The organism is Streptomyces sp. CA-111067, assembly GCF_050956065.1.
Taxonomy (GTDB): domain Bacteria; phylum Actinomycetota; class Actinomycetes; order Streptomycetales; family Streptomycetaceae; genus Actinacidiphila.
This window is the reverse complement of the sequence record NZ_CP192103.1, coordinates 2524588-2547716: the sequence shown is the minus strand read 5'-3', so window position 1 is coordinate 2547716 and position 23129 is coordinate 2524588. Positions and strand designations below refer to the sequence as shown.

Below are 23129 nucleotides of genomic sequence, written 5' to 3'. Positions count from 1 at the left end.
CGCTACCCCCGGCACCCCCGGCACCCGCGGCACCCCCGGCACCCGCGGCAAAGCTCCCCGCGCCACCCTCCACCGAAGCCGCCATCTCAGTCCTCCCCCTGGCGCCGCAGCGCCGACGCCGGATCGCCGCGGCGCAGTGCGGTCGCGGCCACCACCAGCAGCGGCGCCGCGAGGATCATGGCCACCAGCTCGGCCAGCCGCCCCGCGGGCAGTTGGACGGTGAGCGACGGCACCGGCCGGGCCGCCCGGGCGGTGAGCACGATCAGCGGGGTCACCAGCCGGGTCAGCAGCGCGCCCAGCACCACCCCGACCGCGAGCGAGACCACGACGAGCAGCACCTGCTCCGCCGCGATCATCCGGGCGATCTTGCGGCGCGGCGCGCCCAGCGCCCGCAGCACCGCGAGCTCCACCGCCCGCTCCCGGATCGCGCCCACCGAGCTGACCGCGAAGCCCACCGCGGCCAGCACCGCCGCCGCGATCACCGCGGCCGGCAGCGCCGACTGCGGCCCCGCGCCCACCGGGTCGCCGCGCAGTTCGGCCGCGTCCTCGTCCCGTACGGCCATCGTCTCGACGTCGGTACGGTCCCGCAGCGCCGCCGCCACCCGCGCGGAGGCGCCGGGCTTGGCCGCGAGCCACCACTCGCCGGGCTGCATGGGCTGCCCCTGCTCGTAGTCCAGCATCCGGTTGACCGCGGGCAGGTCGAGCAGCAGCGCCCCGGCGTCGATGTCGCCGGCCGCGGGCGGCGGGCCGCCGCCCGCGACGTCGGCCGCCTCGCCGGTGCCGGGGATCGCGCTGACCGCCGCGGTGATCCGCACCGGCACCTCGATGCCGCCGACCTGCACCCGTACGGTGGCGCCGACCTTCGCGCCGGTCGCGTGCAGATACGAGTGGGTGGCCACCGCGCTGAGCACCGGCGGCTTCGGGGTGTCGACCTGCATCTGGAAGGTCGCCGTCGGCCGCTGGACGTTGAAGCCCGTGTCGGGGGTCGAGCCGGTCTTGTACGTGGCGGCCAGCAGCGCGGACCCGCCGGCCCGCGGGGCGGACGTGGTCGGCCCCACCGCGCCCGGCAGCGCGCTCAGGTCGGAGTCGTCGTAGCTCGCGGTGGCCTGCCAGCCCGCCGTCGCCGCCGGCGCGCCCAGCGGGGCGACGGCGCCGCTGCCGCTGGTGACCCGCGCGGAGGCCAGCGTCAGCTGCCTGACCTCCTGGCGGGTCGGAAGGGTGTACGTGGAGTCCAGCCGGATCAGCCGCAGCGGTCCCGCGGCGGATCCGCCGGAGGGGCCGAGCGACGAGGCCAGGTCCAGGACGAGGGTGTGCGGGGCGCCGTCCGGCGGCAGGTCGCCGAGCGCGAAGTCGTAGACCACGCCGTTGGCGTCCGTCACGGTCGCCGCGAGATGGTCGGCCGTGTCGGGGTCCGGCGGGCTCGCGCCGTCACCGGCCTTGTCCGGCCTCGCCGTCAGCGTCGCCGTGAACGCGACCTGCCGGGTGTCGCCCGGCATGGTGATGCCCGGCGGCGGGCCGGCCGGCGCGCCCGCCCGCAGCGGCTTGAGCAGGCTGTCCACCGGGCGGTCCGAGCGCAGGTCGGACCTGAAGTGCATGGTGTCGGCGGCCCGCGCGGTGTCGATGGCCAGCAGCGTCGCGTGCTGCTGCCCGGTCAGCGGCAGGTCCTCGCGGGCGGCGGGGGCCGCCGCCGCGAGGCCGGGTATGCCGGTGAAGATGCCGGCCTGGCCGAACGGCGGGGTGGTCATCCCGGTCACCCTGATGTCCGCGCCGACCGCGAAATCCGCCTGGTCGCGCTGCGAACGGTCCCAGCTGGCGCCCTGGCCGATCGCGAACATGCCCATCGCCACCGCGAGCACCAGCAGCAGCACCGCGCTCGCCCCGCGCCGGGGCCGCCGGGACAGCTGCCAGCCCGCCAGCGCGAGCGCCAGGCCCCGGCCGCGCGCCGCCCGCCGCTCGCCGAGCCTGGCCACCAGCGGCAGCAGCCGCAGCACCAGCACCGTGCCGGCCAGCAGGCACAGCGCGGGGGCCGCCACCAGGATCGGGTCGACGCCGAGGCCGCCGCTCTTGCCCGCGCTCAGCGCGCCGCTGCCCTGCGAACGCCGCTCCAGCTGCCAGTACGCGACCCCGGCGATCACCAGCAGCCCGACGTCGGCGCCCGCCTGGAGCGCGCCGGGCAGCGGGCGGCTGCGCAGCGCGGTGTAGCCGGTGCTGCTCCGCAGCGCGGGCACGATCACCGCGAAGGCGCAGGCCAGCGCGGTGGCACCGGCGACCAGCCAGGCCGCGGCGAGGTCCCCGCCGCCCAGCGAGACCCCGGTGCGGGCCATCGCGCCGGTGCCGGCCAGCAGCCGGGTCACCGGCCCCGACAGCAGCGGCGCGACCAGCACGGCGGGCAGCGCGAGCAGCAGCGCCTCACCGGCCGCCAGCCGGGCCACCCGGGCCCGGGAGCTGCCGCGGGCGCGCAGCAGCGCGGTCTCGCCGGACCGCTCCTCGGCCAGCAGCTGGGTGATCAGCAGCAGCGAGAAGCCGGCCAGGATGATCAGTTGCAGCGCGCCGATCAGCAGCGTCGAACGGGCCACGAGCAGGCTGCGCTTGAGCCCGTCGAGCAGTTGCGGCAGCTGGGTCGAGGGCTGGGCGGCGGACGTCGCGGCGGTCGACTTCAGGGTGGCCGTGGTGCGCGCCAGGCTGTCCTGGAGGGCGCCGATGCCGCCGGTGGTGGCCTTCCCGAAGTCGCCGGTGGCCAGCCAGGACTCCTCGTAGGGGGCGATCCGGCCGGAGGCGAAGGTGCCGTCGTCCACGAGCATCGGCCCGTAGGTGGTGAACGCCAGGGTGTGCACGCCGCGCCCGCCGAGCGAGTCGAGCTGCCAGTACGGCGCGGTGCGGTCGCGCGGCCGGTAGACGCCGGTGACCAGGACCTTCAGCGGCGGGCCGCCCAGCCGGTTGGCGAGGGTGATCTGCCGGCCGGGCGCGACCTTCAGCGCCTGCGCGGCGCTTGCGGGCACCGCGACCTGCACCGGATCGCCGCCGGCCCCTTTACCCCCGGCTCCCGTACCCCCGGCTCCCGTCCCGCCGCTGGCCGCCGCCGGCCAGTGCCCCGCGGTCAGATCCACCCGGGAACGGTCGAAGGTCGCCATCAGCGTCAGGTCGGGGTCGGTGCTCTTGGCCGCGTAGGACGGGCGCAGCGCGAACGGCAGGCCGTACGGGCCCGACCGGGTGCTGGAGTCCACCGTGGCGGGCCGGCTGCCGAAGGCGCCGCGCAGCACGTGCCGCACCGCGGAGTCCAGCGAGGTCCTGCCCTGCTGGCCGAGCGAGGCGCTCACCTGGTACGTGGCCCGGTCCGCCGACTGGTGCTGGAGCGTACGGCGCAGTGCCGCGTCACCGATCGCGCCGGTGTAGGCGGTGAACGTGGCCAGTACGCAGGTCGTCAGCAGGACGGTGAGCAGGGCGGCCGTCAGCAGCAGCCGGTGCGCGCGGACGCGCAGCAGTACGAACCCCGTCACCGGCACGCTCCCCGTTCAGTTGCTTTCCCGGATGCTCTCAATCGAACGGGCATCGCAGAACGTGGGGAACTATGTCGGAATACGATCGTGACCGTCCGCATGCCGGATACCCGTCCGGCCGCGGCGGGAGGGCTCAGCCCGGGGTGTTCACCATCGACGCGGCGGCGTACACCAGGTAGTCCCACAGTTGCTGCTCGTGGTCGGGCGCGAGCTCCAACTCCTCGACCGCCACGCGCATGTGGCGCAGCCAGGCGTCATGTGCGGCTTTGTTGACCGTGAACGGGACGTGCCGCATCCGCAGCCGCGGGTGGCCGCGCTCGTCGCTGTACGTCCGCGGGCCGCCCCAGTACTGCATGAGGAAGAGCGTCAGCCGCTCCTCGGCGGGGCCGAGGTCCTCCTCCGGGTACATCGCCCGCAGTTCGGGGTCGTCCGCCACTCCCTGGTAGAAGCGGTGCACCAGACGGCGGAAGGTCGGCTCGCCGCCGACCTGCTCGTAGAACGTCTGCTGCTGCAACGTGCCGCGCCGGATCTCTGTCACCCCACCATGGTCGCAGACGGCCCGGCCGAGTACCCGGGTCGTAGGACCCGGTGGCCGGGCGCACGATGGGAGCATGGCCGACTCAGCGCGCGAGGAACGGTTCCGGGCGGCGGCCGCGGTGCTGCGGCGGCGGATGGTCCGCCGGATCGCGGCCGGCGGCGGGCTCACCGACCCGGCCTGGCGGGCCGCCTTCGAGGAGGTGCCGCGGCATGTCTTCGTCCCCGGCGAGGACCTGGGGCCCGGCGGGGCGCTGCGCGGGCTCGCGGCGGCGTACTCGGACCGGCCGATCGGGACGCGGGTGCTCGACGGTGAGCTGGTCTCGTCGAGCAGCCAGCCGTCGCTGATGGCGCTGATGTGTGAGGCGCTCGACGTGCGGGACGGGCAGCGGGTGCTGGAGATCGGGGCGGGTACGGGGTACAACGCGGCGCTCTTCGCCCACCGGCTGGGTCCCGGCGCGGTCACCACGGTGGACCTGGACGAGGAGATCACCGCGGGCGCGCGGGCGCACCTGGCGGCGTACGGCACGGCCGCCGCCCGGGGCGTCACGGTGGTGACCGGCGACGGCGCGCTCGGGTATCCGCCGGGGGCGCCCTACGACCGGGTGATCGCGACCTGCGAGCTGGCGGCGGTGCCGCCGGCCTGGCTCGCCCAGTGCGCGCCGGGGGCGCGGGTGCTGATGCCGTTCGCGACGGGGCTCGTCGCGCTCACCGTGCACGGGCCGGACAGCGCGGAGGGGCGGTTCCTGCACACGCCGGCGTTCTTCGTGCCGATGCGCGGGCCGAGGGCCGAGCGGCCCCGGCCCGCCGGGCGGGGTGACGGCGCGGAGCGGGAGCGGGCCACGGACGCGCCGCCGCGGGTGGTGGCCAACGACCTGTTCCGCTTCCTGCTGACGCTGGTGGCGGGCCCGCTGGAGGTCGACTGGTCCCCGGTCACCGGGGAGGCGAGGCTGCGGGCCGCCGACGGCAGCGGGGCGGTGGCGCGGCCGGACCACACGGTGCGGCTGTCGGGCCCGCGCGACCTGTGGGCGCCGGCGGAAACCGCCCACACCCTCTTCCGCACCCACCACCACCCGCCCCGCCCCCGCTTCGGCCTCTCGGTGACGGGCCCCCACCAGTGGACCTGGCTCGACACCCCGGAAGGCCCGGCCAGATGGCCCGTCCCCGGCCACGGGTAACCGCTCCGGGAGGGGCAGCTACACGCGGTGCAGGGTGATCGTCGTCCATGCTCCGACGTGGACGCGGTCGCCCTCGGTCAGGGGGATGGGGGTGTACGGGCGGATCGGGTCCTCGGCCAGGTTCACCGTCGTGCCGTTCGTGGAGTCCTGGTCCACCACCGACCACGTGCCGTCGGGCTGCTGCACGAGCACCGCGTGCTTGTGGGACACGCCGGGGTCCTCGGGGGAGCGGGACAGGTCGATGTCGGGGGCCTCGCCCGTGCTGTGGCGGCGGCGGCCGATGGTGATCTGGTTGCCGGTCAGCGGCAGCTGCACCTCGGGGGAGAAGGCCGGGAAGTACAGGCCCTCCGCGTCCGGGCCGCTGCGGGCCATCGTCGTGGTGAAGTACTCCCGGTCCGCGGCGATCACCGCCATCCAAGCGGTGCCGGCCGCCGGCGCGGTCGGCGTGCGCTGCGCGCCCGCCCCGGAGTCCGGCCCGGAGTTCGCCGGCTCCGGCGCGGGCTCGGCGAGCGGCTCCGGCGGCAGTTCCGTCGGCGGCACCCGCGAGCTCGGCGGGTCGAGCAGGAAGTCGCCTGAGCCCGACGTGACCGTCACCGACTCGGAAGGCAGCGGCTCCGCCGGCCGGTTGACCTGCGAGGGCCGCGAGAGCTGCGACTCGTACCGCTGGTAGGGCGGATACCCGGGCGCCACCGCCGGCGCCGCGAACGTCGTGGCGGTGTTGGTCTGGAAGTTGAACGCGCACTCCTCGCAGAACTGCGCGGCCCCCTCCCGTGCCGTCCCGCACTGCGGGCACGCCTGCGGGCCCGCGGCCGGTTCGCCGCCCTGGTAGGCGGACATCGACGACGGCGGGGTCGAGGACGACGACGAGGCGGAGGACGCGGCCGACGACGACGGCGGCCGCGACCCGTACGAGGACGACGGTGGCGCGGCCATCCGCATCCCGCACACCTCGCACCAGTCGTCGGTCCCGGACTGATGGCCGTTCGGACAAGTCGGCATGGTGCTGGCTCCCCCTCCGCCCGCCGGGGCGGATCCACAGGTCGTGCGCGAGCTGTTCACGGGCGCCCGGTCCGTGGCGCCCCTGCTTCCGTATCTCCGCTGCTGCCGGCGTTATTTCTTCACGCGCACCGTCTTCGTCGAACGCGTCTCCAGGGTCATCTCGTCGGCGTCGGCGACCCTGGCCTTCAGCCGCACAGTACCGCTCGCGGCGTCGACCACGTCCACCACCTTGGACAGCAGCTTCGCGGTGTCCGCGTTCCCCGACGCGCTGGCCAGCTGCACCGCGCGGCCCAGCTTGGCCGTCGCGCCGTCCATGTCACCGGACTTGCGGGCCTCCAGGCCCTGCTGGATGACCTGCGCCAGCTCGGCCTGCCCGGTGTAGTGCGCGACCTGCGGGTTGAGCCGGGTGGAGGCGGCCATGTCGTCGGTCCACACCGCCCGCACCAGGCCCTGCGCCATCGGCTGCGAGCTGCCGTCGGGCTGCGGCAGCACCAGTACGATCCGGGCCGCCAGCATCTCCTGGCCGACCGTCGCGTTCGGCACCCTCACGCACACGTGGTAGTCCCGGGACTCGTCGCCCCACGAACCGGTCGGGTACTCGCCGGCCCGCGGCCCCGCCTCGGTGCGCCGCGCCGTCAGGTCCTCCACGGTGGGCGCGACCTGCTTGACGAAGGCGATCTCGGCGCCCTGCGGGGTCCACACCCGCAAGCTGACGTCGGCGACCTCCTTGCCCATCGCCTTCTCCATCATCGCCTGGAAGTCCGCGGCCAGGCCGGCCGGATCGGCGACGATGTCCACCGAGCCGAGCATCGCCGAGGCGATCCCGGTCAGCTCCTTGACCTCCCAGTCGGTGCCGACCCCGCGCGCGTCGCAGGTGAACCGGCCGGCGACCGCGTCCAGGGTGGCCTGGAGGTCCTCGGGCTTCTCGTGCTCGTTGCGGCCGTCGGTGAGCAGGATGCCGTGCCGTATGGACACGTCCGCCGACGACAGCAGCCGGTCGGCCAGCCGCAGCCAGGTGCCGATCGCGGTGCCGCCGCCCGCGGTGAGCTTGCGCAGCGCCTGCTTGGCCTGCGCCCTGGTGTCGGGGTCGGCCACCGCGAGCCCGCCGCCGCCGGGGAACACCTCACGGGCCTGGTGGGTGCCGCTGACCACCGCGAAGGACACGCCGTCCCTGATCGCGTCGATGGCGACCGCCGTGGCGTCCCGCGCGTTGCGCATCTTGGTCGGCGGGTACTCCATCGAGCCCGAGCAGTCGACCATGACGACCACTCCGGCGCTGGGGCCGCCGCCCTCGGCGTCGGCGTAGGAGCGGCCGGGCAGCGGCCGGCCGCCCGACGTGCCGCCGCCGGTCGACGTGACCGTCACGATGGCGTTGACCTCACGGCCGCCCTCGGGCAGGTACTCGTTCTGGTACACGTCCACCGAGAACTGCGGCACGTTCGACTTGGAAAGGTTGGCCATCGCTTCCAGCGCTCCTTAAGACCCGTTCTCAGCCCCGCCCAGCTTTTCAGGAAGTCAGGCCGGGGGGAATCCTGCCCGTGACACGGCCGCCGGGAACGGCAGCACCGCGACCGTTACGTTGTCGTGCCCGCCGCCGTCCAGGGCCACTCCCAGCAGGGTGCGGGCGGTGTGCAGCGGCCGGGTGCGGGCGTCGGCGGGGGTCGCCTCGGCCAACTCGGCGGCCGATTCCGCGTAGTTCCACAGCCCGTCGGTGCAGACCAGGACCACGCCCGGGCCCTCCGGCTGGAAGGCCGCCACATGCGGGTCGACCTCGATCGCGTCCGCCCCGAGCCAGCCGGTGATGGCGTGCGCGCGGTCGTCGGCGTAGGCCTCGGCCTCCGACATCAGGCCGGCCGACACCATCCTGGCCGCCCACGAGTCGTCCTCGGTGAGCCGGGCGGACGGCTTGCTGCGGTCGTCGGGGATCCAGTACGCGCGGCTGTCGCCGATCCAGCCGACGGTGAAGACCGGACCCGTCACCACCGCGCTGACGCACGTACAGGCCGGCGAGTTGTGGTGCGGCACGCCGTCCGGGGTCTCCTCCTCGGCGGCCAGCGCGGTGACGGCGTCGAACGCGGCCATCAGCGCGTCGCGCATCGCGTCCTCCGCCGGGGTGCCGCGCTCCAGCGCGGCGAGCAGCGACTCGCTGCCGGCCACCGAGGCGGCGGCCGAGGCGTCGTCGGGACGGTAGGCGGTGGAGACGCCGTCGCACACCACGGCGGTCACCGCGGGGGTGCCGTCGGGCAGCGAGGCGGCGCCGAGCGCGAACGCGTCCTCGTTGCGGTGGTGCCGCAGGCCGCGGTCGCTGACCGCCGCCACGCCCTCCAACTCCTGCTCCTGGTGGTCGCGTTGCCGGGGCTGGGCGTGCCCGCAGTGCTCGCAGTAGCCGTCCTGGTCCACCCCGCCGACCCCGCAGGCCACGCAGACGGTGCCGCCGCCGGCGGGCTCCGCGGCCTCCTCGCGCGGGTCGGACAGCCGGGCCGGCGGCAGCGGGACGCCCAGGGCCAGGGTGTCGCCGCCGGCCGGCGGCGCGAGCAGGAAGGAGTCGGTGCTGTCCGGCTCCTCGTACTCCTCGTGCCCGCCGGGCCGTACGGACTCCGCGGCGGCCGGTCCGCCGGACTCGGCGGCGGACGAGGCCGGTTCGGCGGCAGGGGAGGCCGGGACGGCCGTCGGGGTGCCGTCCGGCGGCGTGGCCGACCGCGCCGGCTCGGCGGCGGGCGCCGGGGCCGTCAGGTCGAAGCCGCAGTGACCGCAGAAGCGGTCGTCGGGCTCCAGCGGATCCGCGCACGCGGGGCAGCGGTCGGGGGCGGCGGCGGATTGCTGGGCCGGCGCCGACTCGGGCAGTGGTGGCATCTGGTTACACCCACGTCCTGGGGCGGAAGCGGTTGGCCCGTTCCACCAGCTCGATCCTTGTACCGCCCTGCTGGGCGAGCCTGGCCAGCACCCGGTACGAGCGCTCCAGGCCGAACCGCAGGCCGCGTTCGCTCAGGTCCGCGCCCAGCACTCCGTGTGCCGGGCCGGACGGCACGCCCGCCGTCTGCTCTCCTGAGCGGCCGGCCAGCACCCAGTCCAGCGCGCTGCCCAGCACCTCCGTCGCCAACTGCTCCCGCCGGTCGGAGTCGAGGCCCTGCCGTTGCAGCGCCTCCACCTGTATGCCGGCCGCGTGCAGGTCGGGCAGCAGCGGTTCCTGCGGTGAGCGGTCCCGCAGCCGCGCCCTGATCGCCGCCACCCGCGCCGCCGTGAAGTGGATCGACGCCTCGGGCACCGATTCCAGGGCCTGTACGGCGCCGGGCCGGTCGCCGGCCGCGAGCAGCACCCGGGCCAGGCCGAAGGCCGCGCTGACGTAGGAGCGGTCGGTGCTCCACACCAGCCGGTAGTACTCGGCCGCGTTGTCCAACTGCCGCAGCACCTCGGCGCAGATGCCCAGCGCCAGCTTCGGCGCCGGCTCGCCGGGGAAGGCGTCGTAGACCGCGTCGAAGCTCAGCGCCGCGGTCTCCTGGTCGCCGGCGCACAGCGCGGCGAGGCCGCGGTGCCAGACGACCCGCCAGTCCTCCAGGTCGTCGTCGGCGAGCGACTGGAGCACCTGGTGGGCGCCCGCGGTGTCGCCGAGTTCCAGGTGCGCCCGCAGCTCGCGCAGCCGCTTCTCCACCGAGTCCTCGGGCGCCGACCGCAGCGCGGTGATCAGCTCGGCCGGCGCGGCGGCCGAAAGCCCGGCCAGGAAGCCCGCGTTGGGGTCGCCGGCGGCCACGTGGGGGACGGGCAGCGCCAGCACCGCCGCGGTGGTGTCGAGCCGCGCCACCAGCGGTGAGGTGACCGGGCCCGGCACCCACTGGCCGGGGGCCTGCGGCGGTACCGCCGGAAGCCCGCCGGGCGCCGCTCCCGGCGGCGGGGCGCCGCCGGGCAGCGCCGGGACGGCGGCGCGCGGCCCCGCCTTGTCTCTCCGTCTGGACGCCTTCTCCAGCGCCCGGTCGGCGCCGAGCGCCGAGGCGTCGCCGGTCACCGGGCGCACCAACTCGGTGTCCACGACTCGCAGTTCGGGGCCGAACAGGGTGGAGAGGGCCGGCCGCGGCACCCCGCTCTCCAGCGCCACGACCTCGCGCAGCACCCCGAGCAGCTGGTCGGACATCTCCTCGGCGGAGGCGAAGCGCCGGTTGGGGTCGGGGTCGGTGGCCCGGACCAGCAGCCGGTAGAAGGACTCGTAGCGGGAGAAGACCTCGATGTTGCCCGGGTCGGGCAGGCTGTCCACGAAGACGTTCGTGTAGCCCTGGAAGTCGAAGGTCAGCACCGCCAGGGTGCGCGCCACGGTGTAGAGGTCGGAGGCCACCGAGGGCCCCACCTCGGCGACCTCGGGCGCCTGGTAGCCGACCGTGCCGTAGATCGCGGACTCGGTGTCGTCCATCCGGCGCACCGCGCCCATGTCGATCAGTTCGAGCCGGTCCTCGGTCTGGATCGCGTTGTCGACCTTGAAGTCGCAGTAGAGCAGGTTGCGGCTGTGCAGGTGGCCGAGCGCCTCCAGCGCCTCGATGGCGAACGCGATGGCCTGCGCGACCGGCAGCGGCGCCCGCCGGCCGTCGGCGGTGCGCCGCTCGTTGGCGATCTCCTTCAGCGACTTGCCGCCGACGTAGGCCATCACGATGTAGCCGTCGAGGGTGTTGGTGCGCTGGTCGAGGTGCTCGACGAAGTTGTAGATCCGGACGATGTTGGGGTGCTCGATCTTCGCCAGGAACTGCCGCTCGGACAGGGCCGCGGCGAGCGCGTCCTCGTCACCGGTGTCGAGCAGGCCCTTGAGCACCACCCAGCGGTCGGACACCGCGCGGTCGACGGCGAGGTAGATCCAGCCGAGGCCGCCGTGCGCGATGCAGCCGACCACGTGGTACTGGCCGTGCACCACGTCACCGGGCTGGAGCTTGGGCGAGAACGAGTACGGGTGGCCGCACTTGGTGCAGAAGCCCTCGGTGCGCCCCGGGCGGTCGCCGCGGCTGCGGCCCACCGGCACCCCGCAGTCGCTCTTGGAGCAGAACCGCTTGCGCTCGGGCACCTCGGGGTTGCTCAGCACGGTGGCGGCCGGGTCGGGCCGCGGGATCGTCGGCACCGACACCAGGCCGGCGCCCAGCTTGCCGCGGGTGGCGCCGCTGCCGCCGCTCCGGCTGCTGCGCACCGACACCGAGCGGCCGGTGCCGCTGCCGGTCAGCGACTGCGAGAGCCGGCCGGAGACCGACCGGCGGGAGGCCTGCGAGGAGGACTTCGACGAGCGCGAGGACTGCGAGGTGGAGCGGCCGGACTCGGCGCGCGCGGAGGGCACGCCGGACGCCGAGCCGGAGTACCCGGAGTGCGCCGCCCCGGAGTGCGCCGCCCCGGAGTGCGCCGCCCCGGACACGGCACCGGAGCCCGCGCCCGCCGCCGCGGCGGCCGGCACCGGCGCGAGCCCGCAGGTGTCGCAGAACAGCTCGCCGCCGCCCATGTCCTCCAGAGTCCCGCCGCAACCGGGCCGTTGGCACTTGCTCACGGTGTCCCCCTCCGCCTTTCCACTGACCCTGGCGCCCCTGACGCCGATGACGCCGACGATGACGCTGAAGAAGAAGCTGACGCTGCGGCCGACCGCACCACACACACCCCGTACCGGGTAAACGACGCGGTCCGTGGCCGGAAACCGTCTCGCATCGTGGGAATCGCCGTGCGGACGACACCCGTACGACCGGTGACATCCACACGTCCGATAGCCCCTGTACGAACACCGTCACCGGTACGGACGACGGCACCGGCGCGACCGGCGGCACCCCCACCCGCTGAGACGGCCATGGCGTACCCGCCGGTTGCACCTGTCACTGCGGACCCCGCCGGTCCTGCGGGCCGCCCGCCGCCGGGGGTCGCGGCGCGACCGTGTCGGCCACCGCCTGCTGGTAGCGCTGCACGGTGCGCTCGGCGGCGGCCAGGTCGCACGGCGCGGACCACAGCAGCCGGCGGGCCTGGTCGTAGCGTTCGATCAGCAGCGGGTCCTCGGCCATGCCGAGCCGGGCCACCTTGGCCCGGTAGGCGTCGAGCCGGCCGCGCAGCTCGGCGCGGACGGCCAGCGGCGCGGTGACCGCGGTCAGCGACTCGCGGGCCCGCAGCAGCTCGTCGTCGGCGCGCTCCTCCAGGCTGTCGAGCAGCGGGGAGAGCCGGTGCCACTGCGAGGACCTGGTGAAGTCCTCGGCGGCGGCGAGCCGTTCGTGCAGTTCGGCGGACGGCCCGCTGACGGCCGGCACATCGGAGGCGAGGATCTTGGAGAGCACCTCGACCCGGGCGCTGCGCGCCTCGGTCAGGGTGCGGTCGGCCCGTCCCAGCACGTCGCGCAGCCGGCCCAGCCGGTGTTCGGCGTCGTCCCGTACGTGCAGCACGGCCTCCACCTCGCGGCGGATCTCCTCCAGCAGGCGGCCGGCCTCCTCGTAGCGGCCGGTGTCGGGCCGGCCGGGTGTGGGGCGGGGCCGCCAGAAGGCCAGCGGGTCGGACACGGTCTGCGCCCGCAGCCGTGTCAACTCCGTTATCAGGCCCTCCAGTTCGTCACCGGACGGATGGGCGCCCGGCCGTACCCCGACCGACTCGGCCAGTGCCCGCACCCGCTGCGCCTCGGCGGCCAGCAGGTCGATCCTGGCCGGCAGCGCCGACCACACCGAGTCGGCGGCCGACACGGTCTCCATCGCGTGGTCGTACCAGCCGTTCATCCGCTCCAGCAGCTGCTCCAGGCTGTACTGCTCGGTCAGCCTGGCGGGACCGGTCAGCGAGCGGGCGCCGGCCGGCACCTCGGCGCCGGCCACCGTGATGCCCTCGCCGCGCAGCAGCTCGGTCAGCCTGACCAGTTCGGTCTGGGTCGGCCAGCGGCGGCGGGCGCGCAGCTCACGGGCGCTGTCCAGGGCGGCGTGGTAGGCCTCGAAGTGCGTCCACAGCGCGGTGATCGCCGCGTCGGTCTCGGCCCACCGCTCCTTGGTGACCCCGGTCAGCTCGGCGCCTTCGAGCAGCCTGCGGCCGGAGTGGTCCTGGAGCGCCAGCAGGGACGACTCGATCGCCTCGTGCTCGGCGTCGAGCCGCGCCAGGGCACGGTCCACGTCCTCCCGGCCCATCACAGGCCCCGATGGTCCCGCGACCGCCATCACACCCTCTTCCCGCTGGTCGTCCGTGCTGCCCGCCGCCCGCCCCCCGGGCCCTCCCGCCGCTCGTGGCGCCTCCCGGCCGCCGCAGGACAGACGCTACTTGTACTTCGGCGCCGGCGGGCCGGGAGTGGTGCCGGGAGCCGCCGGCAGATCGGCGGCGAGCCACCTGTTGTACGACTTGTTCCACTCGCTCTTGAGACCGCCCGCGGCGTAGTCGGCGAGCACCTTGTTGACCCGGCGGACCAGGTCGCTGTCGCCCAGGTTCATGGCCACACCGTACGGCTCGTCGGTGACGGCACTGCCGACCAGGCTCACCGTCGGGTCCTGCGCGGCCTGGCCCGCGGCCAGCGCGTTGTCGGTGAACACCGCGTCGGCCTGGCCGAGTTGCAGCCTGACCAGGCAGTCGAGCTGGTTGGGGACGGTGAGCACCTTCAGGCCGAACTTCTGCTCGCCGGACTCGCCGGTGCTGCCGGGGCCGCCCTTCAGCTCGGCCTCGCCGGTCGAACCGGACGCCGTGCAGACCGTCTTGCCGCGCAGCGTGTCGTCGTAGCCCTTGATCCCGGAGTTCTTGGGCGCCAGCACCTGCTGGCCGGCGGTGAAGTAGGCGGTGGAGAAGGCCACGTCCTTGATCCGGTCGCAGTTGATGGTCATCGTACGGACCACCATGTCCACGTCGTGGTTCTGGATCTTCTGGATCCGCTGGCTGGTGGGCACCGTCAGGAACTGCACCTTGTTCGGGTCGCCGAAGATGTCCTTGGCTATCGCGTGCGCGATGTCGATGTCGAAGCCGGCCAGCTGGCCGGTGGCCGGGTCGCGGAAGCCCCACAGGTAGCTGTTCTGGTCCACGCCGACCTTCAGCCGGCCCTGCTTCTTGATCCTGGCCACCGCGGGGCCGTCCATGGTGCCGGAGTCCGGCCGCAGGCTCAGCTCGGGCGGCAGGCCGTTCGCGCAGGTCTGGGCGGCCTCGGTGGACGCGTATCTGGCCTGCGTCAGCGGTCCGCCGGGCGGCGCGGCCACCGGGCCGCCGCTGTCACGCAGCGGGACCAACGCCGCGGCGAGCGCCAGCGAGCAGGCCGCCGCCATCGCGCCCACCCCGCCCCAGCCGCGCCAGCTGCTTCCGGTCACCTTCCGCCTCCCAGCCGCCAGCCTGTTCCGCACACCTGATCCGTTCCGCACGCCACTCACCGGTACTCCGAAAGCCGTCGTCCGATTCCCAGCAGCGCGCCCGCCGCGGCCAGCACCGCCAGCAGCGCAGCGCCCAGCGGCAGCAGCGACAGCGCTCCGCGGCCGTCGTCGGCCGACTTCTGGAACTCTTTCCGCTCCTGCGCGACGGCCTGCGCCAGGCTGTCGTCCACCGCGGTGAAGGACTGCTTGGTGGTCGCGGTCACCGGTTTGCCGTTGCCGTCGTTGCCGCCGATCACCTGGGTGACGGCCGCGGTGTAGTCGCCGTTCTGGTCGCTGGTGTGCGCCTGGGCGTGCCGGGCCCGCCAGGTCTGCACGTTCTTGATCGCGGTGTCCACCGGGGTGCGGCCCGCGGTCTTGTCCGCGAGGGCCAGTGCCTGGGCGAGTTCACCGCCGACCCCCTTGGGGTCGGTGCCGGCCAGCGTCACCATGCCCTTGGCGTAGCTGTCCTGGTAGTTGTCGCCGGAACCGCGGGCCACCAGCGTCAGGTTCTCGTCGCCGCGGGCCTGGAGAACCGCGATCCGGGCGTTGTTGAGCACCTGCATCGACTTGGCGCCGTGCGTGTAGGAGTCGTCAAGGCCGGCCCTGGCCAGCGTGTGGCCGGCCACCAGCCACAGCAGCACCACCGCGGAGGCGGCGCTCGCGGCCAGCAGGCCCTGGTTGAACACCCGGTTGGTGCGGCGGTAGTTGCGCCGCTGCATCCACAGCAGAGCGGCGATCGCCAGCACTCCGAGCACCCAGGAGGCGTAGGGCAGCGCCTTGGCGTCCGCGTAGTCGCTGCTGAGCCGGGAGTTCTCGGTCTTGTAGAGCTGGTCGGCGGAGTCGAGCAGCCCGCCGGGCATCCGCATCTGCGCGTCGGCGTACCGCAGGTAGGCGCCGCCGAGCGGCAGCCCCTGCCGGTTGTCGGCCTGCGCGGTGGCCACCAGGGTGGTGTAGGGGGCCAGTTGCTGGTTGAGCCGGGAGATCTGGGCGCGGGCCTCGGGGGAGCCGTCGCTGTTGGCCGCGGCCTGGGCGATCAGGGTGGCCGCGGTCCTGATGTCGCCCTCGTAGCGCTTCTTGTCCGCGGCGGGCGGCTGGCCGCCGACGAGGAAGCTGCCGGCCACGGTGGCGTCGGCGTCGGCCAGCGAGCGGTAGATCGAGGCGGCGTCGTCACTCAGCGGGGCGCTGTGGTGCACCACGTTGTCGGCCGCGGTGGAGCGCGCGCTGATCTGCCACGCGGTGACCGCGCCGAACGCCACGACCAGCAGGGCCAGTACGGCGCCGATGATCCGCAGCCGGCCCGGCTCGGTGGTGGCGGACTGCCGGATCCGGTGGCTCTGCTCGGCCCATGCACGCCGTCTCGGCGGGTGGCCGGACGGCGGCTGCGGCTGCGGCGCGGCCGGCGGGCGCGCGGGCAGCGGAACGCCGCCTCGCGGCCCCGGCACGCCCACCTGGCCGTGAACGCCCGGATTCCCGCCCCCTGTCGGCGTGTATGTCACATATCCTCCCCCGGAACCGACTTGCCGCGTCCGCGGAAGTCACGCTTAGGCCAGCAGTATGGCGGTAGCGGCCATCCCACCTCCAGCCGCACCGGTGGATCATGCCCGCTGCCGGCCGCCGGCCGTACCCCCCCAACTCCCCACACGCGCGCCGGAACCGTACGGTTCCCAGCGGGCGGCGGGGGTCGGGGCGCCGAAGGGGGACGAGCGCGGCCGGTCAGGCGTAGTGGGCCCGCAGCGCGGCGTGCGCGGTCGGCGGCGCGGCCACCTGGTCCAGGCCGAGCAGCCCGGCGCCGAGCACCGGGGGCGCGGTCACCACATGGGTGCGCGCCTTGGGCGCGCGGGCGGTCAGCCGGTCGGCGAGGGTGTCCATCAGATACGGGTTGCGGGCCGCCATCACCCCGCCGCCCAGCACCACGTCGGCCTCCTCGTCGAGCAGCCCGAGCCGGCCGAGCGCCACCGTGGCCAGCGCCACGATCTCGTCCGCCTGCCGGTCCAGGATGGACCTGGCCACCGGGTCGCCGGCGTCGGAGGTGGCGAACAGCACCGGCGTCAGCTCGTACTTGCGCTCCGCCGGTATCCGCTCCAGGTGCAGCGCCTCGATCAGCGCGTACATCGACGTCAGGCCGAAGTGCGCGGGCAGCGTGGCCGCCAGCGCGGTGGCCTCGCCGCGGCCGTCCTCGGCGCGCGCGGCATGCCACAGCGCCTCCTCGGCAAGCCCGGAACCGCCGCCCCAGTCACCGGAGATCCGGCCGATCGCCGGGAATCTGGCGGTGCGGCCGTCGGGCAGCATCCCCACGCAGTTGATGCCGGCCCCGCACACCACCGCCACCCCGCGCGGCTCGTCCACGCCGGCCCGCAGGATCGCGAAGGTGTCGTTGGCGACCTTCGTGCCGCGAGCCCACCCCTGGGCGTGCACGGCGGCCTCCAACTGGGCCTCCTCCACCGGCAGGTCGGCGTTGGCCAGGCACGCCGAGGTGTGCGCGACCAGCAGCGCCCCGCCGCCGGCCGGGCCCGCCCCGGCCGGCAGCCCTGCGTCGGCCGGCAGGCCCGCGTCGGCCACCGCGCGCCGGACGATCTGCGCGAGGGCCGACACGGCCGCCTCCACTCCGACGACCGGCGGCTGGAAGCCGCCGCCGCGGGCGGCGCCGAGCACCCGCCCGTCGGCGGCCACCAGGGCCACGTCGGTCTTGCTGTTGCCCGCGTCGATGGCCAGCACACCGCCGGGGACAAGCGGCTCCCGGGATGTCAGGCCCACGCGAAGTGCTCCCGGTTGTGCGCTATCAAGCGGTCCGTCAGCGCTTCGGCGTACTCGTACTGGCCGACCAGCGGGTGCGCGAGCAGGGCGGTGAACACCCGGTCCCGGCCGCCGCGCAGCGCGGCTTCCAGCGCCAGGTCCTCGTACGCCGTGACATTGGCGACCAGCCCGGCGAACAGCGGCTCCAGCGGCGGCACCGGCAGCGGGGTGGTGCCGGTGGCGTCCACCACGGCGGGCACCTCGATCACCGCGTCGTCGGCCAGGAACGGCAGCGTGCCGTTGTTGTAGGTGTTGACCACCTGGACGTCGCCGGTGTTCCTGAGCAGCGAGGACGCCAGCGCCACCGCGGCCTCGGAGTAGAACGCGCCGCCGCGCTTGGACAGCAGCTCGGGCTTCTCCTCCAGCGCCGGGTCGCCGTACATCTCCAGCAGCTGCTTCTCCATCGCGGCCACCTGCGAGGCGCGCGACGGGCTGGTCTTCAGCTCCCGCACCACCTCGTCGTGCGCGTAGTAGTAGCGCAGGTAGTACGACGGCACCACGCCGAGCCGGTCGAGCACCTGCCGCGGCAGGTGCAGGTCGGCGGCGATGTCGTCGCCGTGCTCCGCGAGCAGCCGGGGCAGCACGTCCTCGCCCTGCGGCCCGCCGAGCCGCACCCCGCGCTCCCAGGTCAGGTGGTTCAGGCCGACGTGGTCCAGGTGGATCTGGTCCGGGGAGACGTCGAGCGCCTTGGCGAACTTCCGCTGGAAGCCGATCGCCACGTTGCACAGCCCGACGGCCTTGTGGCCGGCCTGGAGCAGCGCCCGGGTCACGATGCCCACCGGGTTGGTGAAGTCGATGATCCACGCGTCCGGCGCGGCCCGCCGGACCCGTTCGGCGATGTCCAGCACCACCGGCACCGTGCGCATCGCCTTGGCGAGGCCGCCCGCGCCGGTGGTCTCCTGGCCGACGCAGCCGCACTCCAGCGGCCAGGTCTCGTCCTGGTCGCGGGCCGCCTGCCCGCCGATCCGCAGCTGGAGCAGTACCGCGTCGGCCCCCTCCACCCCGGCCTCCAGGTCGGCGGTGGTGGTGATCACCCCCGGGTGCCCCTGCTTGGCGAAGATCCGCCGGGCCAGCCCGCCGACCAGTTCGAGCCGGTCGGCCGCCGGGTCCACCAGGACCAGTTCCTCGACCGGCAGGGTGTCGCGCAGCCGCGCGAACCCGTCGATCAGTTCCGGGGTGTAGGTGGACCCGCCGCCTACGACTGCCAGTTTCATCCCTTGACTCCCGTCAGGGTCACGCCTTCGATGAAGGCCTTTTGCGCGAAGAAGAAGACCACGATCACCGGGGCCATCACGAGAACGGTCGCCGCCATGGTCAGATTCCAGTTGGTGTGGTGTGCGCCCTTGAAAGACTCCAGTCCGTAACTGAGGGTCCACGCCGCCGGATTGGAGCTGGCGTAGATCTGCGGCCCGAAGTAGTCGTTCCAGCAGTAGAAGAACTGGAACAGCGCCACCGCGGCCAGGGCCGGCCGGATCATCGGGACGACCACCGTGAGCATCGTGCGCAGCTCACCGCAGCCGTCCACCTTGGCCGCCTCGGTGTACTCCTTCGGGATGGTGAGCAGGAACTGCCGCAGCAGGAAGATGGTGAACGCGTCGCCGAACGCCAGCGGGATGATCAGCGGCCACAGGCTGCCGTCCATGCCCATCTGCTTGGTCCAGAACAGGTACATCGGGATGATGACCACCTGCGGCGGCAGCATCATGGTGGAGATCACCATCACCATGACCAGGTTCCGGCCGCGGAAGCGGAACTTGGCCAGCGCGTACGCCACCGGCAGCGAGGACACCACGGTCAGCACCGTGCCGGCCACCGCGTAGATCAGGGTGTTGCGCCACCAGGTCAGGAAGCCCGGGGTGTCCCACACGGTACGGAAGTTGGACCACTGCCACGGATGCGGCCACAGGTCCCGGGTCAGTGCCTGGTTGTCGCTCATCACCGCGGTGAGGAAGACGAACACGAACGGCAGCACGAAGAACGCGGCGGCGGCAAGGCCCAGGGAGTGCACCGCGATCCAGTGCAGGGTGTCCCTGCGCCGCGCGGCGCGCCTGGCCCGCGGGTCGGAGCCGGCACTGGTGCCGGACGCGGCCGCCTTCGCGGGAAGAGTCGCTTGGGTCATGGTGAATCAGTCCTCAGCCGACAGGAAGCCGTTGCGGCGGCGCAGCAGCAGCGCCGTGAACGCCATCGACAGCACGAAGAGCACCAGCGCGATCACGCAGGCCGATCCGTAGTCGAAGCGCTGGAAGCCCAGGTTGTAGACCAGCTGCGGCAGCGTCAGGGTGGACTTGTCGGGGTAGCCGGGCTCGATCTGCTGCCCGGAGTTGCCGATGATCCCCGACGCCACCTTCCCGGCCACCAGTGGCTGCGTGTAGTACTGCATGGTCTGGATGACCCCGGTGACCACCGCGAACATCACGATCGGCGAGATGTTCGGCAGCGTCACATAGCGGAACCGGTGCCAGGCGCCGGCCCCGTCCAGCTCCGCGGCCTCGTACTGCTCCTTGGGCACGTCCAGCAGCGAGGCCATGAAGATCACCATCAGGTCGCCGACGCCCCACACCGCCAGCATGGTCAGCGCCGGCTTGGACCAGTGCGGGTCGGTGAACCAGCCGGGCGTCGGCAGGCCGAGGTCGCCCAGGATGTGGTTCACCGGCCCGGTACCGGGGTTGAGCAGGAAGACGAACGCCATCGTGGCGGCGACCGGCGGCGCCAGGTAGGGCAGGTAGAACGCGGTACGGAAGAAGCCCGCACCGGTCTTGATCTTCGTGATCAGCATCCCGACGCCGAGCCCGAACACCACCCGCAGCGTCACCATCACGATGACCAGCCACAGGGTGTTGCGCAGCGCGGGCCAGAAGAACGGGTAGTCCTTGAAGACGTAGGACCAGTTCTTCCCGCCCGACCAGGTCGGCGGGTTGATGCCGTTGTAGTGCATGAACGAGAAGTAGACGGTGGAGGCCAGCGGGTACAGGAAGAAGACGCTGAACCCGATGATCCACGGTGACAGGAAGGCCAGGGTGCGCAGCGCGGACTTGCGCCGCTTGGCCTTCAGCAGGGGATGGACGGCGGCGGTCATCACTTGGCCTGCGCGATGTCCTTGTTGACCTGCGTGTCAACGCCCGCCAGGCCCTTGGCCAGGTCCTTGGACTTGCCGGACTCGTAGGCGTAGCCGAAGTCCTGCAGGGTCAGCTGGTAGGCACCGCCGTTGATGCTCGGCGGGGTGGTGGTGCTGTTCGGGTTCTGCGCGATGTCGATGAACGTCTTGAAGCCCGGGTCCTGGTCCAGCTCGGGCGACTTCAGCGCGGCCAGCGTCGAGGGCACGTTGTGGATCGCGTTGGCGAAGGAGACGACCGCGTCGGTGTCGGTGGTCATGAACTTCACCAGCTCCCAGGCGGCGTTCTTCTTGGTGCTGGTGTTGGCGATCCCGATGATCGTGCCGGACAGGTAGCCCTTGCCGTAGGTGCTCGCCTGGTCGTCGGGCACCGGGAACGGCGCCACGGCGAGGTCGTTCATCCCGGCGTCCTTGGCCATCCCGAGCCGCCACTCGCCGTCGATGCCCATCGCGACCTGGCCGGTCTGCAGCGGGTTCTTGGCGCCGAACTCGTCACCGAAGGTGTTGCGGTACTTCTCCAGTTTGCTGAAGCCGCCGAGCGACTTCACCATGTCCTGCTGCCAGTTGAACATCGAGGCGAAGCCCGGGTCCTTCGCCACCTGCGACTTGCCGGCCGCGTCGAAGTACTTCACGCCCCACTGCGCCGCCAGGTGGGTGGTGGTGCTCTCGAAGCCGTGGAAGTTCGGCATATAGCCGAGCTGGGAGTACGAGTCGCCCTTGGACTTGGTGAGCTTGACCGCGTCCTGCTTGAACTCGGTCATCGTCTTCGGCGGGGTGGTGATGCCGGCCGCCGCGAACTCCTTCTTGTTGTAGTACAGCCCGTACGCGTCGCCGAGCAGCGGCAGCGTGCAGCGCTTCCCGTCGAACTGGGTGTACTCCAGCATCGGCTTGGGGAAGGTGGTGTTCGGGTCGATCTTGTCCTTCTGCAGGAACGAGGTCAGGTCGGTCATCGAGCCGGACGAGCAGAACTGGCCGACGTTGTCGGTGGTGAAGGAGGACACCACGTCGGGCGCCTTGCTGCCGCCTGCCCGCAGCGCCTGGTTGATCTTGTCGTCGGTGATGTTGCCCTGCACCTTGACGTGGATGTTGGGGTGCGCCTTCTCGAACCTGGCGACGTTGTCGTTGATCGCCTTGAGCTCGTTGGGCGCGGTCCAGCCGTGCCAGAAGGTGATCGTGGTCTCCTTGCTGGCGTCGTCGCCGGCGCCGCTGGAGCTCTGGCCGGTACAGGCGCTCGCGAGCAGGGATATCGCGGCGGCGGTCGCGACCGCGGCGGCTGTCTTCGTCGTACGGGACGTCATACGGGACACTGCGCTATACCTCCGGGATTCGGGGGGGTTCGTGAGCGGGACGAGGGTGTTCCGCGGGCGGAACGAGGGTGTGCGGTGCCCGCGGAACGGCGTGGGACGCTGTTCCGCCGGCGGTGTGCGGGACGTGGTACGGGTGCTGCGGCGGTCGGTTCTCGGGGGTCGGCGGGCGGGTGGCGGGTGGTCAGCGCGAGGTGTCGAACACCTCGTCGCGGGTGGTGGCGAGCGCGCTCTCCAGGGCGCCGGTCAGTACGGGGTGCATCCGTACCGTGCCGAGCACCAACCGGGGCCTGGGCACGGCCAGTTCGGCCAGCTCGGCCTGGATCAGCGCCCGCAGCGGCTCGCCGCCGGCCTGGGTGACGTCACCGGACAGCACGATCAGTTCCGGGTCGAGCACCGCGACCAGCGAGGCCAGGCCGACGGCGGTGCCGGTGGCGCAGCGGGCCAGCAGCTCCGCGGACCGGCCGGTCCGCCCGTCCGCGTCCTGCCGGTAGCGGTCGGCGGCCTGCTCCAGCACGTCGGCGGCGGCGTCCGGCAGGCTGCCGGCCGGCACCTCGATGCCCAGGTCGCGGGCGTGCCGCAGCACCGCGTTGCAGCCGGCCAGCTCCTGGAAGCCGCCGTTGTTGGTCTTGGCGACGTTGCGCACCAGCGGGGTGCCCGGCACCGGCAGGAAGCCGACCTCGCCGGCACCGCCGGTCCAGCCGCGGTGCAGCCGGCCGCCGATCACCACGGCGGCGCCGATGCCCTCCTCGTTCCACAGCAGGACGAAGTCGCCGTGCCCGGCGGCGGCGCCGATCCGCTGCTCGGCGACCGCGGCGAGGTTGACGTCGTTGTCGTACTCCAGCGGCATCGGCAGCGCCGCAGCCAGCTCGTCGAGCAGCGCGGGGGAGTGCCAGCCGGGCAGGTGGCTGGCGTACCGCAGCCGGCCGGTGCTCGGGTCGAACGCGCCCGGCGTGCCGATCACCACCCGGTGCAGGTCGGAGCGGCTGAGCCCGGCCGCCTTCACCGCGCCCTCCAGGGCCCGCACCACCTGCTCCACCGCGCTGCCGGCCCGGTGGTGCGGGGTGGGCAGCCGGAACGAGCCGACGGTGCGGCCGGTGATGTCGGCGACCGCGGCCCTGATCCGCTCGGTGGTGACGTCCAGCGCGGCGACGTGCGCGGCGGCCGGGTTGACCGAGTACAGCTGTGCGTTGGGCCCCGGACGGCCCGCGGTGGTGCCGGTGGCCAGCACGAGTCCGGCCGCCTCCAGCCGCGCCAGCAACTGGGAGGCGGTCGGCTTGGACAGGCCGGTGAGCTTGCCGATCCGGGTCCGTGACAGGGTGCCGTGCTCCAGCAGGAGGTCGAGCGCGGCGCGGTCGTTCATGGCGCGCAGTACGCGCGGCGTTCCGGGGGTGCCAGCCATGCGCGCAATCCTCCCTCAG

General features: G+C 73.5%; 16 protein-coding genes. 1 reads left to right on the top strand and 15 read right to left on the bottom strand.

What is annotated here, in order from left to right:
* Nucleotides 1–86: 86 nt before the first annotated feature.
* Both ACQPW6_RS11045 and ACQPW6_RS11040 read right to left on the bottom strand, forming a co-directional pair.
* A complete protein-coding gene (locus ACQPW6_RS11045) occupies nt 87–3497 on the bottom strand; it encodes an FtsX-like permease family protein (protein ID WP_433889398.1) in 3411 nt (1136 codons plus the stop codon).
* 133 nt (nt 3498–3630) lie between these two features.
* On the bottom strand, nt 3631–4035 hold the full coding sequence (locus ACQPW6_RS11040; RefSeq protein WP_433889397.1) for a globin: 405 nt from the start codon (nt 4033–4035) through the stop codon (nt 3631–3633).
* Between the two features lie 73 nt (nt 4036–4108).
* Here ACQPW6_RS11040 and ACQPW6_RS11035 point away from each other — a divergent pair, with 73 nt between their 5' ends.
* Nucleotides 4109–5209, top strand: a complete 1101-nt coding sequence (locus ACQPW6_RS11035; RefSeq protein WP_433889396.1) for a methyltransferase domain-containing protein — start codon at nt 4109–4111, stop codon at nt 5207–5209.
* An 18-nt stretch (nt 5210–5227) separates the two neighbouring features.
* On the opposite strand, the gene ACQPW6_RS11030 is transcribed toward ACQPW6_RS11035, so the two are convergent.
* The 13 genes from ACQPW6_RS11030 to ACQPW6_RS10970 all read right to left on the bottom strand — a co-directional run bounded on the left by ACQPW6_RS11030 (nt 5228) and on the right by ACQPW6_RS10970 (nt 23119).
* The gene (locus ACQPW6_RS11030; protein ID WP_433889395.1) at nt 5228–6208 is read right to left on the bottom strand and encodes an FHA domain-containing protein; all 981 of its coding nucleotides are present in this window, start codon (nt 6206–6208) and stop codon (nt 5228–5230) included.
* A gap of 111 nt (nt 6209–6319) precedes the next feature.
* The gene (locus tag ACQPW6_RS11025) at nt 6320–7669 is read right to left on the bottom strand and encodes a vWA domain-containing protein (RefSeq protein ID WP_433889394.1); all 1350 of its coding nucleotides are present in this window, start codon (nt 7667–7669) and stop codon (nt 6320–6322) included.
* 54 nt (nt 7670–7723) lie between these two features.
* Complete coding sequence (locus ACQPW6_RS11020) at nt 7724–9061, bottom strand: PP2C family serine/threonine-protein phosphatase (protein WP_433889393.1); 1338 nt, start codon at nt 9059–9061, stop codon at nt 7724–7726.
* Between the two features lie 4 nt (nt 9062–9065).
* Nucleotides 9066–11669 carry a tetratricopeptide repeat protein gene (locus tag ACQPW6_RS11015; protein WP_433894497.1) on the bottom strand — a complete coding sequence of 868 codons (2604 nt, stop codon included), beginning with the start codon at nt 11667–11669 and terminating at the stop codon, nt 9066–9068.
* A 361-nt stretch (nt 11670–12030) separates the two neighbouring features.
* Nucleotides 12031–13335 (bottom strand): hypothetical protein, encoded by a 1305-nt coding sequence (locus ACQPW6_RS11010; protein WP_433889392.1) that lies wholly within the window; start codon nt 13333–13335, stop codon nt 12031–12033.
* 96 nt (nt 13336–13431) lie between these two features.
* The gene (locus ACQPW6_RS11005; protein WP_433889391.1) at nt 13432–14460 is read right to left on the bottom strand and encodes a glutamate ABC transporter substrate-binding protein; all 1029 of its coding nucleotides are present in this window, start codon (nt 14458–14460) and stop codon (nt 13432–13434) included.
* A gap of 56 nt (nt 14461–14516) precedes the next feature.
* Nucleotides 14517–15947 (bottom strand): hypothetical protein, encoded by a 1431-nt coding sequence (locus ACQPW6_RS11000; protein ID WP_433894496.1) that lies wholly within the window; start codon nt 15945–15947, stop codon nt 14517–14519.
* Between the two features lie 265 nt (nt 15948–16212).
* On the bottom strand, nt 16213–17253 hold the full coding sequence (locus ACQPW6_RS10995) for an N-acetylglucosamine kinase (RefSeq protein WP_433889390.1): 1041 nt from the start codon (nt 17251–17253) through the stop codon (nt 16213–16215).
* Nucleotides 17244–18506 carry a 6-phospho-beta-glucosidase gene (locus tag ACQPW6_RS10990; protein WP_433889389.1) on the bottom strand — a complete coding sequence of 421 codons (1263 nt, stop codon included), beginning with the start codon at nt 18504–18506 and terminating at the stop codon, nt 17244–17246. Before ACQPW6_RS10990 ends, ACQPW6_RS10995 begins: the two co-directional genes overlap by 10 nt.
* Entirely contained in the window at nt 18503–19411 is a 909-nt protein-coding gene (locus ACQPW6_RS10985; RefSeq protein WP_433889388.1) for a carbohydrate ABC transporter permease, read from the bottom strand. Before ACQPW6_RS10985 ends, ACQPW6_RS10990 begins: the two co-directional genes overlap by 4 nt.
* A gap of 6 nt (nt 19412–19417) precedes the next feature.
* A complete protein-coding gene (locus ACQPW6_RS10980; protein WP_433889387.1) occupies nt 19418–20368 on the bottom strand; it encodes a carbohydrate ABC transporter permease in 951 nt (316 codons plus the stop codon).
* Entirely contained in the window at nt 20368–21702 is a 1335-nt protein-coding gene (locus tag ACQPW6_RS10975) for an ABC transporter substrate-binding protein (protein WP_433889386.1), read from the bottom strand. Before ACQPW6_RS10975 ends, ACQPW6_RS10980 begins: the two co-directional genes overlap by 1 nt.
* A 190-nt stretch (nt 21703–21892) precedes the next feature.
* On the bottom strand, nt 21893–23119 hold the full coding sequence (locus ACQPW6_RS10970) for an ROK family transcriptional regulator (RefSeq protein WP_433894495.1): 1227 nt from the start codon (nt 23117–23119) through the stop codon (nt 21893–21895).
* Between the last annotated feature and the right edge of the window lie 10 nt (nt 23120–23129).